Consider the following 19,220-nt stretch of genomic DNA (forward strand, 5'->3'; position numbering starts at 1 on the left):
GGAGGGGTACGCCCCGCCCGCTCCCCGCCGGTGAAGAGACCAGAAAAAGAGAACTTCATATAAGTATAGTTGTAAAGCCGGTTACCGAAGTCAACCCGCAGAACGCGGGTGCGCCGACGCGGCCCGCCCGGGCCGACCCACGATGGGAGAAGGTCCATGGACGACTGCGACTCCGCGCTCTTCCTCTACGAGGAGGCGATGGCCTACACGTACTCCGCGGCCCTGCGGACGGCGGCAGCGGTCCGGGTCGCCGACCACATCCACGCGGAGCCCAGGCCCGTCGGGGAGCTGGCCGAGGCGACGGGGACGCGCCCCGACGCCCTGCGGCGCGTACTGCGGCTGCTCGCCTCCCGGGACGTGTTCCGGGAGCACCCGGGGGACCGCTTCTCCCTGACGGACCGGGGGCGCTCGCTGCGCGGCGACGCCGCCGTCTGCGCGGTCCCCGGCATCCTGATGTTCACCGACACCATGTTCTGGACGATGACGCACGAACTCCCGGCGAGCACGCGTGACCCCCACCCGCGGTTCGCGCGCTTCTTCGGACGCTCCCTGCCCGAGTACCTCGACGCCGACCCGGCCGTCGACGGCCTGTACCGCGAGGGCATGGCGACCGTCTCCGACGCCGAGAACGACCTCGTGGCACGGGCCTGTGAGCTTCCCGAGAACGGCACCGTCGTCGACGTCGGCGGACGCAACGGCAGCCTGCTCGTCCCGGTCCTGCGCGGGCGCCCGGGACTGCGCGGCGTGCTCTTCGACCGCCCGGAGGCCGTGGACACCGGCCGCCTGGAGGCGGCCCCGGACCTGGAGGGGCGCTGGCGCGCCCTCGGCGGCGACTTCTTCGAGGAGGTGCCCCCTGCGGACGTCTACCTGCTCAAGCGCATCCTGCACAACTGGGACGACGAACGGAGCGTGCGCATCCTGGAGAACTGCCGCAGGGCCATGGCACCCGGCGGGCGCGTCCTGGTCGTGGACGCCGTCATCCCGCCGGGCGGCGGCATGCACCAGAGCAAGGCCATGGACCTCATGATGCTGGCCGCCCTCACCGGTCAGGAGCGCAGCGAGGCCGAACTGGAACCGCTGTTCACCGCGGCGGGCCTGCGCCTGTCCAGGGTGATCGGCACCCCCTCGGTCATGTCCGTGGCCGAGGGGGTGCCCGCGTGACGCCCGCCGGCTCGCCCTTGTATGAGCCCCCCAAAAAAGATATATCTATTTAAAGTAAATGTACGGCGACACAATCGCTGCCGGCGCCTTCGCCCGGGCCGGGGCAGCCGACCCGACGGGAGGGTGCATGCGGACGGACACCGAGACCGGGAGAACACCGCTGTCCGAGCGGCTGGCGGTATCGGCCGGGTCGCGGCCCTCCGCCCGCGGGGGGATCGCGGCCTGGCTGGCCGCACGGCGCCGCAGCGGCTCCTTCCGCGTCGAGCGGGCACCGCTGGAGGGCCTGCGCGGGTGGGGCTTCGCGCCCGGATCGGGCAACCTCGTGCACGACAGCGGCAGGTTCTTCACCGTGGAGGGCCTGGACGTGGAGACGGACTACGGCCCCCTGCCGCGCTGGCAGCAGCCGATCATCCGCCAGTCCGACGTCGCGATCCTCGGCCTGTTGGCCAAGGAGATCGACGGGGTCCTGCACTTCCTCATGCAGGCCAAGATGGAACCCGGCAACATCAACACGGTCCAGCTGTCCCCCACCGTGCAGGCCACGTCCAGCAACTACCTGCGCACCCACCGGGGGGCGCGGCCCCGCCACCTGGAGTACTTCACCGAACCGGGGAAGGCCCGCGTCCTCGTGGACCTCCTGCAGTCCGAGCAGGGGTCCTGGTTCCACGGCAAGCGCAACCGCAACATCGTGGTGGAGACGACCGCCGACGTGGACGGGCACGAGGACTTCGCCTGGCTGACCCTCGGCGACATCCTCGACGCGCTGCACCAGCCCCACCTGGTGAACATGGACACCCGGACGGTGCTGTCCTGTCTGCCCGACCTGCCTCCCCGCCGCGCCGGGGAGGGCTTCCCCGGGGAGGTGGAGCGCTCCTTCGCCGCTTCGGACCAGCAGTCGCTCCACACCCACGGCGAGGTCGAGGAGTGGGTGGCCGAACGCAAGTCCGCCTACTACCTGCGCGCGGAGCCGATCCCCCTGGACGACGTCGGGGGGTGGAGGCGCGCCGACGGCGAGATCCGCCACGAGTCCGGCAGGTTCTTCAGCATTCTCGGCGTGGACGTGGCGGCCACGAGCAGGGAGGTCACGAGCTGGAGCCAGCCCCTGCTGGCCCCCCGCGGCACCGGGCTGACCGCGTTCGTCGTCCAACGGGTGGCGGGGACGGCCCACGTACTGGTCCACGCCGACCTCAGGCCCGGTTACCGGGACACGGTCGAGATCGGCCCGACGGTGCAGTGCACACCCGACAACTTCGCCGGCCTGCCCGCTGAGCGGCGCCCCGCCTTCCTCGACCACGTGCTGCACTCCCCGCACACCCGTGTCCACTACGACGTCGAGCAGTCCGAGGAGGGCGGGCGCTTCCACCACGCGGTCACGCGTCACCTCATCGTGGAGAACACCGCTCCGCTGCCGTACGTCCTTCCGCCGGACTACGCCTGGTTGACCGCTCGGCAGCTCTCCCGGCTGATCCGGCGCAGCCACCACGTCAACATCGAGGCCCGGAGCCTGCTCCTCGTCCTCAACGCGCTGCGCGCGCACGCCTGAGGGGGACGAGCGCCGGGCGGGGCCCGGCCGGCCCGGTGGACGAGACCGCACCATCACGACAGACACCGGCGCGGTACCGCCGCGCCCGTTGCGACCACGGAGGAGAGAGAGCGTGGTTTCCACAGCAGGACCGGACCGGCCGGATCCGTCGCCCGGCACACGCCGTCCCGAGGGAGGGCTCCGGAACGCCTCCTGGGACCAGATACGAGACCTGTTCGCGCTGGACCGCGACTGCACCCACCTCAACACCGGAACCGTCGGCGCCATGCCGCACGAGGTGCTGGAGGTCAACGACCGGGTGACCCGCGAGTGGACCGGGGGACTCATGAACGTCTACCCGCCCGCCATGTACACCGAGCACCGTGCCAACATCGGGCGCGCCTTCGGCGTCGACCAGGACGAGATGGTCATCTGCCACAACGCCACGGAGGGCGTGGCCAGGGTCATCCACGGACTGGACCTGGGGGACGGCGACGAGGTCGTCACCACCAGCCACGAGTGCTACTCGGTGCTGTCGAACTTCAACCTGGTCCGGAACCGGCACGGGCTGACGATCAGGACGGTCACACCCCCGTCGGGCCCCGACGTGCGCGCCGAGGAGATCGTCGAGCTCTTCGAGAGGCAGATCACCCCGCGGACGAAAGTCCTCGCCTTCGCTGCGATCACCCTGTTCACCGGCACCATGATGCCCGTCCGGGAACTGTGCGAGCTGGCCCACCGGCACGGTCTCATCACCGTCATCGACGGAGCCCTGCTCCCGGGCATGCTCGACTGCGACCTGCGGGCGTACGGCGCCGACTTCATCTCCTGCTCGGGGTCGAAGTTCCAGTGCGGTCCGCTCGGGACCGGACTGCTCTACGTGCGCAACAAGGTGCACCCCGAGTACAACCCGCTTCCCCTGCCGACCTTCTGGCCCGTCATCTCCACCTGGTACCCGATGATCGGCAGTCCCCCTCCGAGGACGACGACGTCGGTGGAGAGCTACAACATGGGCGACTACCTCCAGAGCGCGGGGAGCGCCAACATCGCCAAGGGCGCGGCCCTGGCCAGGGCGTGCGAGCTGTGGGACGAGATCGGCCGCGACCGCATCGAACTCCGGGTGCGTGAGCTGGCCGAGTACGCGCGGAGCAGACTGGTGGAGCACTTCGGCTGGGAGTCCCTCTACTCACCCTCCTCCGACCCCCGCCTGCGCTCCCCGCTGATCGCCTTCAACCCCTTCCGCGCACGCGAGGACGCGTGGAACATCAAGAAGTTCATCACCTTCGTGGACCGCCTGGAGTCCGAGCACCGGATCTGGATTCGGTGGACGGAGTTCGACGTACCGGGTTCCCCCCACCAGCACTACGCCGCGCGCCTGTGCACCCACCTGTTCAACGGACACGACGAGATCGACAGGGCGGTCGGCACCATGGCCGCGCTGGCGCGCGAGATCTCCTGAACGATGAGGACGAAGGACATGAGCGACGACGCACTCCCCGGCCCCACTCTGCGGCTGCGCGGCCCCGCCGGGATCCCCCCGCTGGACCCGGTCTGCGCGCACCAGTCCCCGGCGGACCAGATCCGGCGGCTGTTCTCCCGGCAGCTGTTCACCTACGCGCCGGTCGGGGATCCGGACGACTGGCGGGCCCTCGAACCGGTCCCCGACCTCGCCGCCGCGGTCCCCTCCACCTACAACGCGGGGCTGGGGGCGAGCCACACCTGCTACGTGGTCCACCTGCGCCCCGGGGTCATGTGGGACACCGCCCCGCCGCGCGCGGTGACCGCGCACGACGTAGTGCGCGGCCTGAAGCGGATGTGCAACCCCGTGGCCAGGCCCGCGGCGATCAGCTACTTCACCAGCACCATCAGGGGCATGGCGGACTTCTGCGCGGAGTACGCCGCCAGCGTGGGCCGCGAAACCTCCGACCCCCGCGCCTTCAGCGACTTCCAGAACACCCACGGCATCCCCGGTGTGTTCGCGCTCGACGACGAGACCCTCGTGATCGAACTCGTGCGCCCCGCGCTCGACGCGATCGATATCCTCGCCCTGCCGTGCGCGGCCGCCGCGCCGGAGGAGTACGACGCCTTCGTGCCCGGAGGCGGGGACACGCTTCTCGACACGCGCTCCAACGGCCCGTACCGGGTCGCCGCCCACGAACCGGGCGCCTTCCTGCGCCTGGAGCGCAACCCGGTCTGGAACGGGGACTCCGACCCCGTACGCGAACAGAACGTGGACGCCGTAGAGGTCACGGTGGAGCGCAGCGGGAACGCGCGCGTCACCGAACTCGTCCGGTCCGGCGCCGCGGACCTGCCCTGGGGGGTGTCCCTGGCCGAACCCCGGACGGAGCCGCCCAGCTCACCCGGACACCGGCTCGGCTACTCGCTCGACCCGTACCTGGTCTTCAACCTGGACTCGCCGGGGGGCGGGCCCTTGGACGACGTCAGGGTCAGGCGGGCCGTCGCGCGCGCCATCGACAAGGGCGCACTCGCCAGGATCGCGGCCGGGTCGGGCGCGGGGACCGCGGTCCGGGTGGCGGACTCGATCGTGCCCCCGGGCAACGACGCGGCGAGGGACCCCGGTCGGCCTCCGGCTGCGGACGCCGGCGGCGACACCGACGGCGCCAGGGCCCTGCTCGCCGAGGCGGGGGTGGACGGCAGCCTGCGCCTGACAGTGGTCCATCCGGACGGCGAGACCGACACCGCCATGGCGCGGTCCTACGCCGCCGACCTGGAGAAGGCGGGTGTCTCGGTACGGCTCCGCGCCCTGGACCCCGACTCCCTGCGGCGCGCGCTCCGCGGGACGGGGGACGGGCGGGACCGCGGCTGGGACATCGCCGCCTCGTCGTGGTCGCCCGGCTGGTTCCACCACAACGCCAGGGCCTTCCTCCAACCGCTGTGCGACGGCCCGCCGGGGGGATGGAACCTGGGCGGGTACGCGAACCCGGAGGTCGACGCGCTCATCGAGCGGGCGCTGGAGGCGGTGGCGGACCCGAAGCGGCGCGAGACCGCGTGGTCGGACGTCGAGGACCGCGTACTGGAGGACCTCCCGGTCGTCCCGCTGCTGTTCCAGACGCCCGCGGCGCCCCGTCTACGCGGGGCGCGCGTACGGGAGGCCGTCGGGATGCCCAGCCTCGGCTTCTCCTACGACCTGGCCACCCTGCGGCTCTCCTCCGAGGCCCCGGACGAGGGCTGACCGGTGCGCGGCGCGGGCCCGTCCGGCGGGTCCAGCCAGATGTGGCTCGCGTCGTACCAGCGGTCCACGTGCGGAAGGGGTATGGCGTTGCGCACGCGGTCGCTCATGATGTGGGGGATGGTCGGCTCGCACACGAGGATCGGGACGATGGCGGCGTCCTCCATGACCCGGCGGTCCACCCGGTGCCAGAGTTCGTCCGCCCGCTCCGGGCTGCGGGCCGCGAGGGCCTCCTCGATCAGGCGGTCCACCTCGGCGCTCCTGTACCCGCCGTAGTTGGCCGTGCCGACGGCGAAGTGCGACTGGAAGAGCGGCTGGACGCACGTCCGCCCGTTGTTGCCGAACCAGTCCGGGGTCCAGGCGGCGGCGGTCAGGTCCCACTCCCCGGCCTCCGCCCTGGAGGGGTCCTGGAGGATGCGGTAGTACTCGTCAGCGTGGCGGACCATCCGCAGGTCCGTGTCGATGCCCACCGCCGCCAGATCGGCGGCGAGGCGTTCCCCGACGTCCCGGTGGGGGGTCTCCTCCCGGTACAGGACCCGCAGGGTGAGGCCGCCGCGGCCCGCCTCACGGAGCAGTCGGCGGCTGCGCTCGGGCGAGCCGCGGTGCCCGGGCGTGGGATAGCGGTCGTAGGGGCGGTACCCGATGTTCCCGGGCGGTATGGCGGTGCTCGCGGTCTCCGTGACGGTGCCCAGGTCCATGTCGTCGAGGAGCCGCACCATCGCGGCCTTGTCGATCGCGTAGGCGATCGCGCGGCGGACCCGCAGGTCCCGGACCGCTCCCCGCTCGTTGGGGCTGCGCATGTTGAAGACCAGGTAGGGGTTCATGGCGTATCCGACGCGCCGGTCGGCGTCGGGCACGACGCGGTCGGGGTTGATCACGGGCGCCCCCCAGGACAGGTCGGCCCGCCCCTCCTGGACCGCGCGCCGCACCTCGTCGTCGGTGACCCGGCTCATCCGCACGTCGATCCCGTCGACGTACTGGTGGCGCAGGGGGTCGGTGTCCCGGCTCCAGACCGGGTTGCGTTCCATCGTGAGCCGGGAGCCCCGTTCGTAGCTCGTCAGCCGGTAGGGGCCGTTCGAGCGGACCCCGGCGACGAACTCCGGGCTGTCGGGCAGGAAGGCGTCGTACTCGGCGGGAGCGGCGGAGGCGAACAGGGTGGCGAGGATGTTGACCAGGTCGTTCGCGGGGCGCAGGAGCTCGATGACGAGCGTCCTGTCGTCGACCGCGCGCAGACCGCGGACCTCGTTCGTGTTCTGGTAGCGGGCGAGGTCGCCCGCGGTGGCGGGTCCGGTGCCGACCGCGCGGCGGTAGCCCTCGGCGAACTCCGCCATTCCGTCGACCGTACTGGTGAAGTAGGCCAGGGCCCCCGAGCCGGCGACCGGGTTGCAGAGCCGTTTGAGCCCGCGGACGAAGTCGGCGGCCGTGACCTCCCTGACCGGGTCCGTGTCCCAGAGCACCCCCCGGCGCAGGCGGATGGTGTAGGTGCGCCCGTCCCGGCTGAGCCCGCCGTTGCCCACCGTGGGCATCTCCCGCGCGACGTCGGGTACCGGTGTGAGCGCGGACCGGTCCAGGGCGGTCGGATAGCTGAACAGCTGCCGGGCGAACAGCCGGATGATCTGGTGGGAGAAGGCGTAGTAGGCGCAGGAGGGGTCGACGTGGTCCATGCCCCCCGGACCGAAGTAGCGCAGCGTTCCACCGCTGCGGGGTTCAGCGGACATGTCCGTCCGTCCTTCCAGTCGCCCGGTTCGTCTCCGCGTTCCCGCCCGGGCAGCCGCCCGGCGGTTCCGCCGCGGCCCACCAGGGGCTGCGGTGCGCCCATGCGACGGTCCTGGCGACGCCCGCGCCGAGCGGGACGCCCCACCGCCAGCCCAGGATCCTTCGCGCCTTGGAGACGTCCGGCACACGGCGCGGGATGTCCTCGTAGGCCTCCCCGAAGGCGCTGCGGGTGCGGAGGACGACCGGCTCCGCGTCGGACCCGACCGCGGAGCGGACGAGGTCGACCGCCTCGGCCATCGTCCACTCCTGGTCGCTGCCGATGTTGAGGACCTCCCCGTCCGCCGCCCCGCTCCCGCCCGTCAGGAGGGTGGCCTCCACCGCGTCGTCCACGTAGGTGAAGCACCTCGTCTGCTCTCCCCCGTCGTAGAGGAGCGGCCGCTCCCCGCGCAGCAGGCGGTGCAGCGTTCTGCTGATCACGTAGGCGGGGCGCTGGCGGGGGCCGTAGACGTTGAAGTAGCGGACGATCGAGAGGCGGAGCCCGAACCGGTGCGCGTAGGCGAGGGCGAGGTGCTCGGCCACGGCCTTGCTCGAGGAGTAGGACCACCGGTCGGCGGCCGTGCTGCCCAGCACCCGGTCGGCGTCCTCGGCCCAGGGTGCGACCGGGTTCTTGCCGTAGACCTCGCTGGTGCTGGCGAGCACGAGCTTGGCCCGCGCCCGGCGGGCCAGGTCCAGGACGTTGCGTGTGCCCAGTACGGAGGTGTCGACCACGTCGAGCGGATCGCTGAGGTACCGGTCGACCCCGACCAGGGAGGAGAGGTGGTAGACCTCGTCGACCCCGGTGACGTCCACGAGGCGGAGGGCCTCCGCGTCCCGTACGTCGCACGGGACGTGGCGCACCGCGGCCCGGTCGTCGCGGAGGTCCGGGGGCGCGGGGGCCGGGTCGACCACGACGACGTCGTCACCGCGCCGGAGCAGCCGCTCCACCAGGTGTCCGCCGATGAAGCCGAACCCTCCGGTGACCAGGGACCTGCGCGGGGTCATCGGCCCACCCCCCGGTAGTGGAGCCCCAGCCCGCGGAGCCGGTCGACGGCGTCGGCCGTGAAGTGGGCGCGCCCGTCGAAGACCAGACAAGGATCCGAGGCCAGGCTCCGCAGTCCCTCCGGAGTGATCTCCCCCCACTGCGGGTGCCCGGCGAGGAAGGCCACGGCGTCGGCGCCGCGCACCGCCTCCTCCAGGGTGTCCGCCACCGTGTCGCCGAGCTGGGCGCGCACCAGTCCCGGATCGGCCAGCGGATCGAACATCCGCGTCTTCGCCCCGGCCGAGCGCAGGCGCTCCACCACGCCCCGGACCGGGGTGTTGCGCAGGTCCCCGGTACCGCCCTTGAACGCCACCCCCAGTACGGCGACCGTCGCCGCCGCCGGGTCCCTGCCGATCTTGACGAGTTCGTCGAGGATCGTCTGGGCGGTGTAGCCGGGCATCGCGTCGTTGACCTCGCGGGCCGTGCTGACCGTCCGCAGCCGCACCCCGCGGTCCAGCGCGACCTTCCAGGCCATCCACGGGTCCTTCGTCAGGCACGCCCCGCCCACGCCGATGCCGGGCCGCAGGATGTTGACGCTGCCGTCCCCCTTGGGCAGGGAGTTCGCGGCGCCGATGACGTCCATGACGTCGACGTCGAACACGGCGCAAAAACGTGCCAGTTCGTTGGCCACCGCGATGTTGGCGTCGATCCACCAGTTGGTGGCGAGCTTGACGGTCTCGGCGGCGTCGCTGCTGCCCAGCCTGCGAGTGGGGACGGAGAGCGTCCGCTCCCAGAAGCGGACCGCGGCGGCGGTGCCCTCCGGTCCGTCGCCCCCGACGAGGACCGTCAGTTCGCCCAGCTGCGTGAGGGCCTCCCCCTCCGCGAGCCGCTCCGGGCAGCAGACGAGGCCGAAGTCCGCCTCCTGCGCAAGGCCGCTCTGCTCCAGCAGCGGGGCCACGAGCGTCCTGGTCGTCCCCGGGACCACCGTGCTCTTGACGATGACCAGCTGCCCCGGGCGAAGCCTCTGCGCGATCTGCCAGCAGACCCCCTCCAGCTGGTCGGTCACCAAGGTGCCGTGCTCGTCGACGGGGGTGCCCACGGCGATCACCACGACATCGGCGTCCAGGAGGACGTCGTAGTCGGTGGTGAAGGACAGGAGCTCCGAGCCGGCGAGCCGGCTGAGCGCCTCCGCGACGCCGGGCTCGGGCACGTGGCACCTCCCCGCCCGCAGCTCCTCGACGAGGCCGGGGTCGCTCTCCACACCGACCACGGCGGTCCCGCGCTCGGCCAGGGCCACGCCGAGGCAGCAGCCGACGTAGCCGAACCCCACGATCGCCACTCTCGGACTTCGGTCATCGGGCAAGAACCGCATGGCCGCCTTCCACCTCGCTCCTACGTCCGGTTCTCCGTCCGGCGCCCTAGAACAGGGACTCCACGATCCTCTTCTCGGTCTCCACGGGGGTCGGCAGGGAGAGGATCTCGTCCCGTACCTCGGCAGTCGCCGAGCGCAGCGACCGGTCGTCGAGGAGTCGGCGCAGGAGGGCGGGGTCGACCTCCTCCGGTGTGCTGACCAGGCCGATCCCGCGGTCCCGTACCGCGTTGCACGCGGTGTACTGCAGCCGGTCCCGGGGGTCGGGGGTCAGCAGCTGCGGGAGCCCCGCCCCGACCGCGGTCAGTGTGGTGCCCCCTCCTCCGTGGTGGACGACGGCCGAGCAGTCGCGCAGCAGGGCGTGCAGGGGGGTCCACCCCACGGAGGTGACGTTGGACGGCAGCGGACCGAGCTCCGCGACGTCGATGTCACCGAGGGCGAGCACGAAGTCCGCGGGCACGTCGGCCGCCGCGCGGAGGATCGGTTCGAGCATGCCGAGACCGAAGGTCTGGAGTTCGATGGTGCCCATCGTGACCGCCACCCGCGGCCGTTCGGGGGGCGGGGGGAGGCGGTCGCCGAGCACGCCGCCCCCGCCGTAGGGCACCCAGCGCATGAACCAGCCCTCCTCGGCCACCCCCGTGAGCATGCTCGGCGGGAAGGACTCCACCGTGACGTCCGGCTTGGGGACGGAGAGGGCGTACCGTTCGCACAGGTCGCCCAGTTCAGCGGCGACCTCCTCGTGCATGCGCCCGGTCCGCCACGCGCTCTGGTTGCGCTGTACCGCGGGCACACCGCAGCGGGCGGCGGCGAGCAGGCCCACCGTCGCGCCCTGGTCGTAGACCACGAGGTCGGGGCGCCAGCGGTCGACGAGGTCCATGGTGCGCTCGACCATCGGCCGGTTGACCGCCGCGATCTGGACCGCCCACTCCTCGATGTCGGCTTCCGGGCGCGCGGCCATCCTCGCGGCGAAGTCCGGGTGGTCCCTGGCCACCTGCTCGAACACGGCGACGGCGCTGTAGTCGGGTGCGACGTCGACGACCTCCAGTCCGGCGGCCGCCGCCCTCTCGGCGTGCTCGGCGATGGTGACGAGTACCTCGTGGCCGTCGGCCCGGAAGGCCCACGCCAGTTGAACGAGGGGGAAGAAGTGTCCGAGGCCTGGTGAGGACGAGAAGAGCACGCGCATGCTTCGGTTCCTTTGCTCATGTGCAGGGGTGTGCGGCCGGGGCGTCCCGGCCCGCCGGACGGGGTTCGCGGAGGCGCGTCACCAGCCCGACCTGATCGCGTCGACGACGCGGCCGCGGTCCTCGTCCGACAGCCACCAGCCGACCGGGACGTAGACGATCCGGTCGTGGACGCTGTCCAGGCCGGGGAGCTCGCTCCGGAACGGGGCCGCGCAGGTGTGCTCGTCATTGCGCCGGGAGATGAGGCTGGTCATGATCCCCGCGTCCGCCATCATGCGCATGAAGGACGCGCGGTCGTCGACCTTGAGGGGGTAGGCCCAGAACGAGGGTTCGCGGTCCTGCGCCCGCTCGGTGTGCTCCACTCCGGGGACGGAGGCGAGCTCCTTGTCGTAGTAGGCGGCGTTCTCCCTGTGCCGCGCCAGAAGCGGGTCGACGATCCGCAGGTTGGACATGCCGATCGCCGCCGCGGTGTCGTTCATCGGGAAGCGGAAGCCCCACTCGGGGACGTCGTAGTCGCCCCGGGCGCGGTCCGCCGCGCGGTCGATGCCGAACCACCTCCGGAGCACGGCGCGGCGGTGCAGCTCCTCCTCCGGGAGGACCACCAGGCCTCCCCCGCCGCAGGTGAGGAGTTTGATGGCCTGGAAGCTGTAGACGCAGGTGTTGCCGTGGTTGCCCAACGGCAGACCGCGGTAGGTCGCGCCCCACGCCTGGGCGCAGTCCTCGACCACCGGGGGGCGGAACCCGAGGCGGCTCTCGGCCCGGTCCACGATCCCGCGCAGCCGGTCGAGGTCCACGGGGTACCCGAGCCAGTGCACGACCATGATCGCCCTGGTACTGGGGGAGATCTTGCGTTCCAGGTCGTCGAGGTCGACGTTCAGCGTGTCCGGGTCGACGTCGACCCAGCGGATGCGCATGCCGTTGGCGAGGATGGGCCAGTTCGTGCCCTCGAAGGTGAGCGGTGACGCCAGGACCTCCCCCGGTTCGGAATCGGGGGGGCCGCCGCCGTGTCCGGTGACCAGGCTCAGTGCGAGGTGGAGGCCCGAGGTGCCGCAGTTGACCGCGGTGACCCTGGTGTTGCCCAGGCGCTGTCCGAGCTCGGCCTCGAACTCCTCCACGCGCGGGCCGTGTTCCAGCTGGCCGCTGCGCAGGACCTCGGCGACGCGGTCGGGGGCTTCCTCCGACATCGCGACCTTGAACAGCGGAATCATCCCGGCTCCCCTCATCAGTCGCTCGCACGTCGACCTCGACCACCGCACACCACATCGTCATTCGAAATATGATTTTAAAGCTAAGGCGAGGAGATAGGCAAGCATGTCGGAAAAACGAAGCTACACACTTGAATATTAGACAGCTGCATGGGATTTTGTCCTTGGGTCGCCGAGTACACCCGCAGGACCAGAGGGAGCACAGGGATGCCGCACCAGGGCCAGCTGCACACCCGCCTGGGCAGGACAGGACTGCACGTCAGCCGACTCTGCCTCGGTACGGTCAACTTCGGAGGCAGGGTCGAGGAACCCGAGGCCGGGGCGCTGCTGGACCACGCGCTCGCCCGGGGCATCGACTTCATCGACACTGCGGACATGTACGGCTGGCGGGTCCACCGGGGCTTCACAGAGGAGATGATCGGCCGGTGGCTGGCCAGGAGCCCCTCCCGGCGGGACGCGGTCGTCCTGGCCACCAAGGTCGGCAACCCCGTCGGAGAGGGGCCGAACGACGGGGGCCTGTCCGCCCGTCACATCATCTCCGCCTGTGAGGCGTCGTTGCGGCGGCTCGGCACCGAGTGGATAGACCTGTACCAGATGCACCGGATGGACCCGGGCGTCGTCTGGGACGAGGTGTGGCAGGCGATGGAGACCCTGACCGCCCAGGGGAAGATCCGCTACGTCGGATCGTCCAACTTCAGCGGCTGGGGCCTGGCCTCGTGCCAGGAGTCCGCGCTGCGGAGGGGGTTCCTCGGGCTTGCCTCGGAGCAGTGCCTGTACAACCTCGTCACCCGCCAGCCGGAGCTGGAGACCGTCCCGGCGGCCTCCGCCTACGGGATCGGGGTCCTCGTCTGGTCGCCCCTCCACGGCGGACTGCTCAGCGGTGCGCTGCACAAGCGCTCGCGGGGGACTGCGGTCAAATCGGCCCAGGGGCGGGCCGAGTCAGCCCTCCCCAGGCACCGCCGTGCCCTTGAGGCCTTCGAGGACCTCTGCAAGGACCTGGAGCGCGATCCCGCCGAGGTGGGGCTGTCCTGGGTCCTCACCCGTCCGGGAGTCACCTCGGCGGTCATCGGCCCGCGTACGCCCGAGCACGTCGACGGGGCTCTGCGGGCCTTGGCGGAGCCGCTTGACGCATCGGCCCTCGCCAGGCTCGACGCGCTGTTCCCACCGATCGGGCGGGGCGGTCCGGCGCCCGACGCCTGGCTGGAGTGAGGCGCCGGGCACCGTCCACCACAGCCCACGAGGAAAGGGCCACCATGAGCCACATCCTGTTCGTCAACGTGGCCCAGCGCGGCCACGTCTACCCGACCCTGACGACGGTCACCGAGCTGGTGCGGCGCGGACACAGCGTCAGCTACACGAGCACCTCCGAACTCGCCGGGCAGATCGAGGCCGCGGGCGCCGAGGTCGTCCCCTACACCTCGGCGATCACCCCGGAGAACACCGCCGAGGCCTTCGCCCGCGACGACGGGTCGGCGGCGCACATGCTCTACCTCGCCGAGAACGCGGCGATCCTGCGCGCCGCACGAGCCGGCACCGCACCGCAGCCACCCGACCTGGTGGTCTACGGCGACTTCCCCATCATCGCCGGGCAGGTGCTCGCGCACCGGTGGCGGCGGCCGGCGGTCAGGACGAGCGCGGCGTTCGCCTCCGACGAGAGGTACTCGTTCTCGCGGGACCTCGTCGAGTCAGCCGGGTTCGAGGACCCCCTGACGGTGCCCCGGTTCCGCGAGCGCCTGGCGGCGCTGTTGGCCGAGGAGGGACTCGGCGTCTCGGCGGAGGAGTGCTGGAACCGGGTGGAGGACTCCAACCTCGTGTTCCTCCCGCGCTCCTTCCAGATCGCCGGCGAGGGGTTCGACGAGCGCTTCGCCTTCGTCGGCCCCTGTCTGGGCGACCGCGGCTTCCTCGGTTCGTGGAAACCTCCCCAGGGCGACCCGCCGGTCGTGCTCGTCTCGCTGGGGACGACCTTCGGCAGCCGTCCCGAGTTCTTCCGGGAGTGCGCGCGGGCGTTCGGCGGCACGCCCTGGCACGTGGTGGTCACGCTCGGGGGGCACCTGTCCCCGGAGGACCTGGGGCCCCTGCCCCCGAACGTCGAGGCCCATGACTGGGTGTCGCACCAGGCCGTGCTCGAACACGCCCGCGTGTGTGTGACGCACGGCGGAATGGGGACGCTCATGGAGGCCTTCTCCCGGGGGCGCCCGGCCGTGTGCGTTCCGCACTCCCCGGACGTGGCGCCCATGGTGCGCCAGGTCGGCGCGCTGTCGTTGGGTGCGGTGCTGCCTCCGGGGGAAGCGGACGCCACGAAGATCCGGGAACAGGTGGAGCGAGTGTCGCAGGACGAGCGGATCTTGGAGCGCGTGGGGCGGCTGCGCCGCGAGATACGTTCGGGCGGCCCCTCACGCGCCGCCGACGCGCTGGAGGACTGTCTCGCCCGTTCACAGCGCGGGCCCGGTGCCCCCCGCCGCACATGAGCGGATCAACCGCGGACCGCGAGGACCTGCCAGAACCGCGCGGTGTTCCGGAACTCCTCCCGGTCGCACAGCGCCACCTCCAGGCGGTACAGCTCCTCGAAGAAGTCCGCGTCGTGCTTGCGCTCGTCGTCGGCGACCAGGTCGGTGACACAGCGCAGGCCGAAGCGGTGCGTCAGCGAGCAGCCGCTGCGCAGCAGAGCGTCTTCGACGGTGCCCCGCTCGACTCTGCGCATGTCGTGGCCGAAGGTCTCGGAACGCACGGTGGCGGTGCCGAGCACTGCGAGCGCGGCGGAGGGGTCGGACCGGCGCACCGCCGCGGCCAGCACGTCCATCGCCGGGTTGGGCGCCAGCACGGAGACGACCCCTCCGACCCGGGCGCTGCGGGCAACCAGGTCCACGGTCGCGCCGACGTCGGCCGTGTACTGCACGACGTTGTGGCACAGGACGAGGTCGTAGCCGCTTCCGGCAGCGCCGTCCGGACCCGCCGGGGCCGCTTCCTCCAGGTCGGCGCAGACGACGCGGACGCTCCCCGCCAGCCCCTCGGCGGCGGCCCTCTCCCGGGCCCGCCGCAAGAGCGTCGGAGCACCGTCGAGGATCGTGACCTGGTGCCCGAGCGCGGCCAGGGGCAGGCTGTCGGCTCCGTCCCCGCCGCCGATGTCGAGCACCCGGCACCCGGGCCCCAGGGACTCCAGCGCGGTGGCGAGTGTGTGCGCCACGAGCAGGTAGCGCATCCTGCCCCACGGCGTCTCCCGCCATCGCGCCCAGGAGTCGGCCCCCCGGTCGAACGTGCCGGGGCCGGTTCCCTCGGGTACGACAGACATGCCCCTGATACTACTGCGGCGGCGACCCCGGAAGAAGGGGGAATGGCCTTTCAGTCCGGACACCGCCGGAGACGGTCTCTCGCAAGACGGTTGAACCGGCATGTCGATCGGGAGAATCTTCCATTAAAAAGGATTAACTTTTTCACCAATAAAACCCTTGACATATAGGGGAAGAAACCAGGGGTCCATCACGGAAGGCTGGCCGCGAAAGCCTCGGACGTCCCGTGGGCGCGAACTGCGCCCACCAGCGGCGACACGTGCCCGGGAGCCCTCCGCCTCAGGTCGAACAGGCCGACCGCCGCTCGCCCGGCCGACGCGAACAGTCGGATCGGTGCCGACCCGAATGGGCCGGGGCCCGTCCGCACCTCCCGGAACCGTCCACCCCAGAGCGCGGAACCCTGTCCACAGACCGCGAACCGAGCCCGAAGGCCTCTTGCCCAGTGACGGGACACCACTGGGCACCCGCTCCCCTCGGATGGACGGCCCGGGCCTGAACCCACGGACACCGAGGCGCAGAACCCCGGCTCCGCGACCGCGTCCCGTACGCGGCGCCCCGTCGGCAAACCGGCGATTTCCAGAAGGAGGACTAACGAGACAATGAGCAATGTGGAAGAGGTCATGCGATTAGACCCTGATCAAGATGGAGCGATGGAGCACCGGCTCTCCTCAACGACCACCTCCCGTACTCATGGTCACTGTGCAGGCTCGATATCTACAGGAGTGGAAGTGCGCGAAGCAGTTCGTCAGGCCGTCGCGACCATACACAGACGATTCTCCGAACCGATTACTTTGACGGACATCGCCGCCGAGGTCTTCGTCAGCCCCTTCCACCTCTCCCGCGTCTTCTCCCAGGAAACCGGCGTCCCCCCGGGCCGGTACCTCACCGCCGTTCGCATGTTCGAAGCCAAGAAACGCCTCCTGACCTCATCCATGACCGTCTGCGACATCGTCTACAGCGTCGGCTACAACAGCGTCGGCACCTTCACCAGCCGGTTCACCAGGGCCGTGGGCATGTCACCCCGGCAGTACCGCCAGCCCGAGGTGGAGCGCCTGCTCGTGGCCGCCTCCGGCGAGCTCAACCGGATGCCCGCCCTGGGGGAGCTGATGGCGCCGACGCGGCGGCCGCCGAGCGCCCACCGGCCCACCGGCACGCTCAACGGCGTGGTCGAACTGCCCCGCCACGCACCCGGAACGACCCTTTTGATCGGTGTCTACCACGAGCACGTCCCCCAGCAGGCCCCCGTCGTCCACATGGCCCTGCCGGCCGACACGCGCACTCACTTCTCCCTCACCGGGGTCCCCTACGGGTCCTGGACGGTCATGGCGATCGCCATGCGGGCGGGCATCGCCGAGAACCGGGAGAACGTCTTCCTCTGCTCCTCGCCCAACCGGATCTCCGTCTCCCCCGGATCCACCTCCTGGACCAGGCTTCCGATGCGGCGGCTCTCCCCCACAGACGCCCCCATCGCGGTCACCCTGGCGGACACCTCCCTCCGCTCCCTTCCCGCGCACACGTACGAGGCGGACCGCTTCCCCGCCCTGGTCGGCAGCTGACCCCGCGTCCCCGTCCCACCCGGAGGTATGGTGCACACCGCTGTGCGGTCGCTGAGGCGCCGCGTCCTGACCCCGAGCATGTCCGAGACCCTTGTCAGCACACGCGGTTTCCACGAGGGGAAGCCGGACGAACGCCGCATGATCGAGGCCGTCGGCAGGTACTTCCTGACCGGTTACGGGCATGCGGTGGAGACCGCCTCCCCCGCCCGTACCGACGGGCTCCTGCGCGATCTCCCGGAGCGCTTCCGGGGCTTCGCCTACGAGGGCGCCGCGATGGGTTTCACCGTGTTGGACGCACTGCTGCCCCGGGGCCGCCGCACGACGGCCTTCCTGGCCGGGGTCGGCCGCCCCCACCTGTACATGGCCTACGTCGGTGTCGGCTGGGCCATGGCCAGACTGCCCCGGCCCCTGTGGCCGTCCCCGTCGGGGTTCGATCCCGTGCTGAGGTGGCTGGTCCTCGACGGCTACGGGTTCCACCAGACGTACTTCCGTACCCGGCGGTTCGTGCGCGGGCAGGCGCTCGACCACCGGCCCGCCCGGTGGTCGGGCGCTCCGGGCTACGCGGCCCGGGCCTTCGACCAGGGCGTGGGCCGAGCGCTGTGGTTCGTGGCCTGTGCCGACCCGGACCGTGCCGCCGACCTGGTCGAGTCCTTCCCCCCCGGGCGCAGGGCCGACCTCTACGGCGGGGTCGGCCTGGCGGCGACCTACGCGGGCGGAGGCGCGTCCGGGCTGTCGGCCCTGCGGGAACGCGCCGGCGAGCACCGGCGCTGGCTGGCGCAGGGCAGCGCGTTCGCCGCCGAGGCCAGGGCGCGCGCCGGCCTGGTGGTGCCGCACGTCGCCGCCGCCACCGGGGCCCTGTGCGGCCTGTCACCGGAGGCGGCGGCCGACTTGGCCCGGAGCACCCGCCCCGAGTCGGACGGAGACGGGGAGGAGGGCGTCGGCTACGAGGTGTGGCGCGCGCGGCTGGCCGACCGGCTCGCCTGCTGAGTCCCGGGGAGTGCTGTTCACCGGGGGCGTCCTCCGAGGGCGCCCCCGGCCCGCTCCCGCACGCCTGGCGGGGGCGGCGGCGGAGGAGGGGCCGCGCGCAGCGCGCCGTCGGCGAACAGCAGCGCCTCGGTCCGCGACCCGCGAAGGGCGGTGAGCACCCGGCCCAGGAGGATGGCGTGATCGCCCCCCGGATAGCGGTGCTCCACCTCGCACTCCAACCAGCCAAGCGCACCGGACAGCAGCGGCGCTCCGGTACGGGGACCGGGCCGCCAGTCGTACCCGTCGAACTGGGCGCGGCCCTCCGGGCGGGAACCGTCGGCGAAGTGCCGGGCCGCGTCCTCCTGGTCGGCGGCCAGCAGCGACACACCGAAGGAGCCGGTGCCGACGACCGCCGCGTGCAGGCGCGCGGTGAGGGACACGCAGCACAGCACCAGCGGCGGGTCCAGGGACACCGACGTGAAGGCGTTGGCCGTCATACCGTGGGGCGTGCTTCCCCCCGTGGTCACCACGGTCACCCCGGTGGCGAAACGGGACATGACCCGGCGGAGACCGTCCATCAGCCGCGCACCGTCTGCCGTTGGAGGGGGGCGAAGGGCGCGAGCGCCGTGCGCAGGGAGTCGGGGACCCGCACCGGCACGGCGGAGCCGTTGGCCCCGCGCAGACACGCCACACGCTGTCTTCCGCGCGCGACCAGGGTCGCGCCCTCCCCGTCCAGACGCACGTAGTCGAAGGCGAAGCCGATCTGCGTCTGGGTCAGCTCCTCCAGCCGCATGCGTACCGACAGTTCGTCGAACGCGGTCGTCTCGGCGAGGAAGTCGCAGTCCACGTGGAGGGTGAACAGTTTGAGGTCCCCGCGCAGGTCGTCGAGGACCGCCGGGGCCCGCTCCCTGAGGAACATCTCCCGGCAGCGCCCCTGCCAGCGCAGGTAGTGGGCGTAGTAGACGTTGCCGACCAGGTTGGTCTCCTCGAGGCTGACGATGTGGCGCATCTCGTAGTAGCCGGGGTGCTCGTTCACGGACGCGGTTCCT

The 19,220-nt window shown here is 71.7% G+C and carries 16 protein-coding genes; 8 read left to right on the forward strand and 8 right to left on the reverse strand.

Features of this window, described 5'->3' with window-relative positions; translation table 11 throughout:
* Positions 1-156: 156 nt before the first annotated feature.
* The 4 genes from FYW95_RS07220 (at position 157) to FYW95_RS07235 (ending at position 5,876) form a co-directional block, all read left to right on the forward strand.
* Positions 157-1,161, forward strand: a complete 1,005-nt coding sequence (locus FYW95_RS07220) for a methyltransferase (protein ID WP_159941982.1) — start codon at positions 157-159, stop codon at positions 1,159-1,161.
* A 127-nt stretch (positions 1,162-1,288) separates the two neighbouring features.
* Positions 1,289-2,704: an NDP-hexose 2,3-dehydratase family protein gene (locus FYW95_RS07225; RefSeq protein WP_159941981.1), complete on the forward strand. Its 1,416-nt coding sequence runs from the start codon at positions 1,289-1,291 to the stop codon at positions 2,702-2,704.
* Positions 2,705-2,816: 112 nt separating this feature from the next.
* The gene (locus FYW95_RS07230; protein WP_201294744.1) at positions 2,817-4,142 is read left to right on the forward strand and encodes an aminotransferase class V-fold PLP-dependent enzyme; all 1,326 of its coding nucleotides are present in this window, start codon (positions 2,817-2,819) and stop codon (positions 4,140-4,142) included.
* Positions 4,143-4,160: 18 nt separating this feature from the next.
* On the forward strand, positions 4,161-5,876 hold the full coding sequence (locus tag FYW95_RS07235; RefSeq protein ID WP_160050189.1) for an ABC transporter substrate-binding protein: 1,716 nt from the start codon (positions 4,161-4,163) through the stop codon (positions 5,874-5,876).
* Here the strand turns inward: FYW95_RS07235 and FYW95_RS28065 are convergent.
* The 5 genes from FYW95_RS28065 to FYW95_RS07260 form a co-directional block, all read right to left on the reverse strand.
* The gene (locus FYW95_RS28065; protein ID WP_159941978.1) at positions 5,825-7,591 is read right to left on the reverse strand and encodes an ABC transporter substrate-binding protein; all 1,767 of its coding nucleotides are present in this window, start codon (positions 7,589-7,591) and stop codon (positions 5,825-5,827) included. The two genes, FYW95_RS07235 and FYW95_RS28065, sit on opposite strands and share 52 nt — an antisense overlap.
* A complete protein-coding gene (locus tag FYW95_RS07245) occupies positions 7,581-8,630 on the reverse strand; it encodes an NAD-dependent epimerase/dehydratase family protein (protein WP_159941977.1) in 1,050 nt (349 codons plus the stop codon). The genes FYW95_RS28065 and FYW95_RS07245 overlap by 11 nt, the downstream gene beginning before the upstream one ends.
* On the reverse strand, positions 8,627-9,937 hold the full coding sequence (locus FYW95_RS07250) for a nucleotide sugar dehydrogenase (protein ID WP_236567717.1): 1,311 nt from the start codon (positions 9,935-9,937) through the stop codon (positions 8,627-8,629). The genes FYW95_RS07245 and FYW95_RS07250 overlap by 4 nt, the downstream gene beginning before the upstream one ends.
* A gap of 88 nt (positions 9,938-10,025) precedes the next feature.
* Positions 10,026-11,159, reverse strand: a complete 1,134-nt coding sequence (locus FYW95_RS07255) for a nucleotide disphospho-sugar-binding domain-containing protein (protein WP_159941975.1) — start codon at positions 11,157-11,159, stop codon at positions 10,026-10,028.
* 78 nt (positions 11,160-11,237) lie between these two features.
* Entirely contained in the window at positions 11,238-12,365 is a 1,128-nt protein-coding gene (locus tag FYW95_RS07260) for a DegT/DnrJ/EryC1/StrS family aminotransferase (protein ID WP_159941974.1), read from the reverse strand.
* Between the two features lie 204 nt (positions 12,366-12,569).
* On the opposite strand from FYW95_RS07260, the gene FYW95_RS07265 reads away from it, so the two are divergent.
* Positions 12,570-13,571, forward strand: a complete 1,002-nt coding sequence (locus FYW95_RS07265) for an aldo/keto reductase (protein WP_159941973.1) — start codon at positions 12,570-12,572, stop codon at positions 13,569-13,571.
* A gap of 44 nt (positions 13,572-13,615) precedes the next feature.
* A complete protein-coding gene (locus FYW95_RS07270; protein WP_159941972.1) occupies positions 13,616-14,830 on the forward strand; it encodes a macrolide family glycosyltransferase in 1,215 nt (404 codons plus the stop codon).
* Positions 14,831-14,835: 5 nt separating this feature from the next.
* Here the strand turns inward: FYW95_RS07270 and FYW95_RS07275 are convergent, their stop codons facing one another.
* Positions 14,836-15,651: a methyltransferase domain-containing protein gene (locus FYW95_RS07275; protein WP_159941971.1), complete on the reverse strand. Its 816-nt coding sequence runs from the start codon at positions 15,649-15,651 to the stop codon at positions 14,836-14,838.
* Positions 15,652-16,377: 726 nt separating this feature from the next.
* Here FYW95_RS07275 and FYW95_RS07280 point away from each other — a divergent pair.
* Both FYW95_RS07280 and FYW95_RS07285 read left to right on the forward strand, forming a co-directional pair.
* Complete coding sequence (locus FYW95_RS07280) at positions 16,378-17,205, forward strand: helix-turn-helix transcriptional regulator (protein WP_236574572.1); 828 nt, start codon at positions 16,378-16,380, stop codon at positions 17,203-17,205.
* Positions 17,206-17,232: 27 nt separating this feature from the next.
* Positions 17,233-18,192 carry a DUF1702 family protein gene (locus FYW95_RS07285; RefSeq protein WP_255459335.1) on the forward strand — a complete coding sequence of 320 codons (960 nt, stop codon included), beginning with the start codon at positions 17,233-17,235 and terminating at the stop codon, positions 18,190-18,192.
* Between the two features lie 17 nt (positions 18,193-18,209).
* On the opposite strand, the gene FYW95_RS07290 is transcribed toward FYW95_RS07285, so the two are convergent.
* On the reverse strand, positions 18,210-18,749 hold the full coding sequence (locus FYW95_RS07290; RefSeq protein WP_159941970.1) for a flavin reductase family protein: 540 nt from the start codon (positions 18,747-18,749) through the stop codon (positions 18,210-18,212).
* Positions 18,749-19,207: an acyl-CoA thioesterase gene (locus FYW95_RS07295; RefSeq protein ID WP_236567714.1), complete on the reverse strand. Its 459-nt coding sequence runs from the start codon at positions 19,205-19,207 to the stop codon at positions 18,749-18,751. The genes FYW95_RS07290 and FYW95_RS07295 overlap by 1 nt, the downstream gene beginning before the upstream one ends.
* Positions 19,208-19,220 lie beyond the last annotated feature (13 nt).

It is taken from the genome of Nocardiopsis sp. FR4 (assembly GCF_009830945.1).
In the GTDB taxonomy this organism is placed as follows: Bacteria; Actinomycetota; Actinomycetes; order Streptosporangiales; family Streptosporangiaceae; genus Nocardiopsis.

Bases quoted from the DNA above. Each gene is read 5' to 3' on its own strand.
- FYW95_RS07265 (WP_159941973.1), top strand. From the start codon at position 12,570: ATGCCGCACCAGGGCCAGCTGCACACCCGCCTGGGCAGGACAGGACTG.
- FYW95_RS07270 (WP_159941972.1), top strand. From the start codon at position 13,616: ATGAGCCACATCCTGTTCGTCAACGTGGCCCAGCGCGGCCACGTCTAC.
- FYW95_RS07285 (WP_255459335.1), top strand. From the start codon at position 17,233: ATGGTGCACACCGCTGTGCGGTCGCTGAGGCGCCGCGTCCTGACCCCG.
- FYW95_RS07255 (WP_159941975.1), bottom strand. From the start codon at position 11,159: ATGCGCGTGCTCTTCTCGTCCTCACCAGGCCTCGGACACTTCTTCCCC.
- FYW95_RS07225 (WP_159941981.1), top strand. From the start codon at position 1,289: ATGCGGACGGACACCGAGACCGGGAGAACACCGCTGTCCGAGCGGCTG.
- FYW95_RS07235 (WP_160050189.1), top strand. From the start codon at position 4,161: ATGAGCGACGACGCACTCCCCGGCCCCACTCTGCGGCTGCGCGGCCCC.
- FYW95_RS28065 (WP_159941978.1), bottom strand. From the start codon at position 7,591: ATGTCCGCTGAACCCCGCAGCGGTGGAACGCTGCGCTACTTCGGTCCG.
- FYW95_RS07275 (WP_159941971.1), bottom strand. From the start codon at position 15,651: ATGTCTGTCGTACCCGAGGGAACCGGCCCCGGCACGTTCGACCGGGGG.
- FYW95_RS07220 (WP_159941982.1), top strand. From the start codon at position 157: ATGGACGACTGCGACTCCGCGCTCTTCCTCTACGAGGAGGCGATGGCC.
- FYW95_RS07245 (WP_159941977.1), bottom strand. From the start codon at position 8,630: ATGACCCCGCGCAGGTCCCTGGTCACCGGAGGGTTCGGCTTCATCGGC.
- FYW95_RS07290 (WP_159941970.1), bottom strand. From the start codon at position 18,749: ATGGACGGTCTCCGCCGGGTCATGTCCCGTTTCGCCACCGGGGTGACC.
- FYW95_RS07260 (WP_159941974.1), bottom strand. From the start codon at position 12,365: ATGATTCCGCTGTTCAAGGTCGCGATGTCGGAGGAAGCCCCCGACCGC.